Below are 3692 nucleotides of genomic sequence, written 5' to 3' on the forward strand. Positions count from 1 at the left end.
GCGTAGTAGCCCTGGTCCGCGCTTCCGGGGACTTGGCGCACGGCGATTTCGCGCCGCTGCCTGTCCCCGTCCAGCCAGCTTCGGTGGCAGACCCCGAGAGTGGGGCCGGACGGATACCCAAGTACTCCCGCGAGCGTGAGCCACGTTAGCCCCCGCCCTCAGGCGCCGCTCCCATCCCCACGTTCCAAAGCGTCCCAGGTAACGCTCCCTCAAGGTAGGATGGGATGACTAGGAATGTAGCTGAAAAGGATTATATGTCAAGCGGCGAAACATTAAATTTTTTCACTCACGTGCCGTTACCCGTGGATAGCTATCAGCCCTTCGCCTTGTCCTTGGCGCGTTCGAGCGCCTCTCGGGCCGATCCGCCCTTTGCAGAGCCGCTCTTGCCGTTCTCCGTCACGGTCGCATTCGCGTCAGACGATCCGCTCCGCTTCTCGACAGTCACCGTTTTCTCTTCCTTCGTCACGCTCATGTCTTGAATCCCTTTCACAGTTGGAACATCCCCAACACCGGACCGAGCAACTGGTTCAGCCATCGAATGAATCTTTTGTGCTCTCCCTGCCCACATTGCCGCAGGGCTTCTCATTTTTGCTGATGGCTACAGCACCCTCGTCATCCTGAGGTGCTCGCCGTCTTCGGCGAGCCTCGAAGGATGAGCCACAAGCACCCGCGGCCATCCTTCGAGACGCCGCGCAAGCGCGCGGCTCCTCAGGAGGACGGCGTTCTCGTTGTCATTGCGAGGAGCGAGGCGACGAAGCAATCCAGTCCTTGCTTGTGGCTTTCTGGATTGCTTCGCGGAGCCTGTCATCGGGGCGGCGCTTTGCGCCGACCCGTTGGCTCGCAATGACGCAAACATTCACATCCTCTCAGGATGACGGCTGAATGTGTGGCTGGAAAGGGCGATGACGGCTGGCGTTACTCTGCCGCCTGCAGCCCTGCACGCGCCTTCCTCGGCGCGATCCAAAATGCCGCCGGTCGCTCGAACAGGAAGTTTGCCCTGGTGCCGCGAACCGCCCACCAGATCGCCAGCGCGCCCAAAATGCCGGCGATGGTGACGATCAGCGAGATCGTGCCGATGTCGTGGATCGGGCCGAACTTCAGCAGTAGCGTTCGCGTCACCGCCATCGGCAGGAAGAATGCCAGATAGATGACGATGGAGTGCTCGCCGCAGTAGCGCAAGAACTCGAGCCGGCGCGCTTGCGCCAGCAGCGTGCCGATGACGATGATGGCGCAGGCGCCGGCCAGACCCAGCGCCAGCGAAATCACCGGCCATTCGCTGAAGCCGGAGACCACCAGGCCGCCGTTGACCAGCGACCACAGCGCCAATCCGGCGACCGCGAACGCGGGTCGCACCCGCGCGCGATTCGACAGCGCGAACACGTAAGTCGCGAACAGATAGCCGGAATAAAAATACACGAAGCGCGCGCAAAATTCGTCGATCACGGTCCAGCCGGTCGTGACGTGCAGCATTTCCAGCGCCGCAGCCGCGAACCAGATCGCCAGCGGTGGCGCGCGGCGTGTCGCCTTGGTGACGACGAAGAACACCGGCAGCAGATAGATGAACCACAGCGTGCCGAACGGCTCGATGAACGATTCGAGGTACAGGATGCCGACATGGCTCCAGCCCGACTCGGCGGCGAACGAAGGCGCCTTGAAGCCGAACTGGATGGTCACCCACAGCACGTAGAAGTAGGCGAAGTGCACCACCTTGCGATCGAGGTAGGTGCGCCAGCCGCGGTCAATCACGACCGACAAAAACAGCCCGGAGAGCAGGAAGAAATCCGGCATCCGGAACGGTTTCGCGAACACTACCAGGGCATGCATGAATCCGGTCTGGCCGGCGGCGGCCTCGACGCCCAGCACCGAATGCATCATCACCACCATGACGATGCAGATGCCCTTGGCGTAATCGACCCAATCGATCCGCTGGGAATGCCCGGCGGATGTGCCGTTTACGGTCATCGCTGTGTCTTTTCGGCGCGGCATTGTCGCATCATCGCCCCTTGAGGGTTTCATTCTCCTTTATTCATTCAAATGATGTGCCGGTTTCCGTATCCTTTTGCGGTTTCCCCTCCGAGCGAAAATGCTCTAAGACCCGCTCACAACGCTCGATCGCGTTAACCATCATCGACAGGCTGTTTTCATGCGAATTGCCATGATTGGCACGGGTTATGTGGGGCTGGTGTCCGGCGCCTGCTTCGCCGATTTCGGCCACCAGGTCACCTGCGTCGACAAGGACGTCGACAAGATCGCGGCACTGCGCCGTGGCGAAATCCCCATTTTCGAACCCGGCCTCGACGCGCTGGTCGCGGCCAATGCCAAAGCCGGGCGGCTCGACTTCGCGACCGATCTCTCGGCTCCGGTCGCCGAGGCCGATGCGGTGTTCATCGCGGTCGGCACGCCGTCGCGGCGCGGCGACGGCCACGCCGATCTGAGCTACGTCCACGCCGCCGCCCGCGAGATCGCTGCGGCGCTCAAGGGCTTTACCGTGGTGGTCACCAAATCGACGGTGCCGGTCGGCACCGGCGACGAGGTGGAGCGGCTGATCCGCGAGACCAACCCTAAGGCCGAGTTCGTGGTCGCGTCCAATCCGGAATTCTTGCGCGAGGGCGCCGCAATCCGCGACTTCAAGTTTCCCGACCGCATCGTGGTCGGCACCTCAGACGAACGCGCGCGAAAAGTGCTCGGCGACATCTACCGGCCGCTGTCGCTGAACCAGGCGCCGCTGATGTTCACGGCGCGGCGCACGGCGGAGCTGATCAAATACGCCGCCAACGCATTCCTCGCCACCAAGATCACCTTCATCAACGAGATCGCCGACCTTGCGGAGAAGGTCGGCGCCGACGTGCAGGAGGTCGCGCGCGGCATCGGCCTCGACAACCGCATCGGCTCGAAATTCCTGCATGCGGGGCCGGGCTACGGCGGATCGTGCTTTCCCAAGGACACCCGCGCGCTGGTGAAGATCGCGCTCGATCACGACGTGCCGCTGCGGATCGTCGAGGCCACCGTGGCGGTCAACGACAACCGCAAGCGCGCGATGGCCCGCAAGGTTTCCAATGCGGTCGGCGGCTCCTTGCGCGGCAAGACCATCGCCGTGCTCGGCCTCACCTTCAAGCCCGACACCGACGACATGCGCGAGGCGCCGTCGATCCCGCTGGTGACCGGGCTGCTCGACATGGGCGCAAAGGTGCGCGCCCACGATCCGGTCGGCATGGAGCAGGCGCGCCGCGAATTGCCGGATATCGACTATTGCGACGACCCTTATGCCTGCGTGCGCGGCGCCGACGCCATGGTGGTGGTGACGGAGTGGGTGCAGTACCGCACGCTGGATCTGGCGCGCCTGAAGCGCGAGATGGCGCAGCCGGTGGTGGTCGACCTGCGCAATATCTACCGGCCCGAGGACATGGCGGCGCTGGGTTTTACGTATGAAAGCGTGGGGCGGACGGCCACACCAACACTGCCGTCATCCTGAGGTGCTCGCCGTTCTTTACGGCGAGCCTCGAAGGATGGCCACAAGTGCGTGCGACGATCCTTCGAAACGCCGCGCAAGTGCGCGGCTCCTCAGAGCCTGATCCAAAAATGTATCCGAGTCATTTCAACTACTTAGGAACGACGGTGTTGCGGGGATCTGACCTCAGGCAAATCTGCAGTTATTGCGATGCTCCAACGGGTTTCAACAAGTCGCATCTGAA

General features: G+C 62.8%; 3 protein-coding genes. 1 reads left to right on the plus strand and 2 read right to left on the minus strand.

The features are described 5' to 3' along the window. Positions 1-313: 313 nt before the first annotated feature. Both VGP39_RS24770 and VGP39_RS24775 read right to left on the minus strand, forming a co-directional pair. Positions 314-535: a hypothetical protein gene (locus VGP39_RS24770; RefSeq protein WP_327570724.1), complete on the minus strand. Its 222-nt coding sequence runs from the start codon at positions 533-535 to the stop codon at positions 314-316. Between the two features lie 380 nt (positions 536-915). After that, a complete protein-coding gene (locus VGP39_RS24775; RefSeq protein WP_327570725.1) occupies positions 916-1962 on the minus strand; it encodes an acyltransferase family protein in 1047 nt (348 codons plus the stop codon). Positions 1963-2143: 181 nt separating this feature from the next. On the opposite strand from VGP39_RS24775, the gene VGP39_RS24780 reads away from it, so the two are divergent. Beyond that, positions 2144-3472 carry a UDP-glucose/GDP-mannose dehydrogenase family protein gene (locus tag VGP39_RS24780; protein WP_327570726.1) on the plus strand — a complete coding sequence of 443 codons (1329 nt, stop codon included), beginning with the start codon at positions 2144-2146 and terminating at the stop codon, positions 3470-3472. Positions 3473-3692: the final 220 nt, after the last annotated feature.

It is taken from the genome of Bradyrhizobium sp., assembly GCF_036009065.1.
In the GTDB taxonomy this organism is placed as follows: domain Bacteria; phylum Pseudomonadota; class Alphaproteobacteria; order Rhizobiales; family Xanthobacteraceae; genus Bradyrhizobium.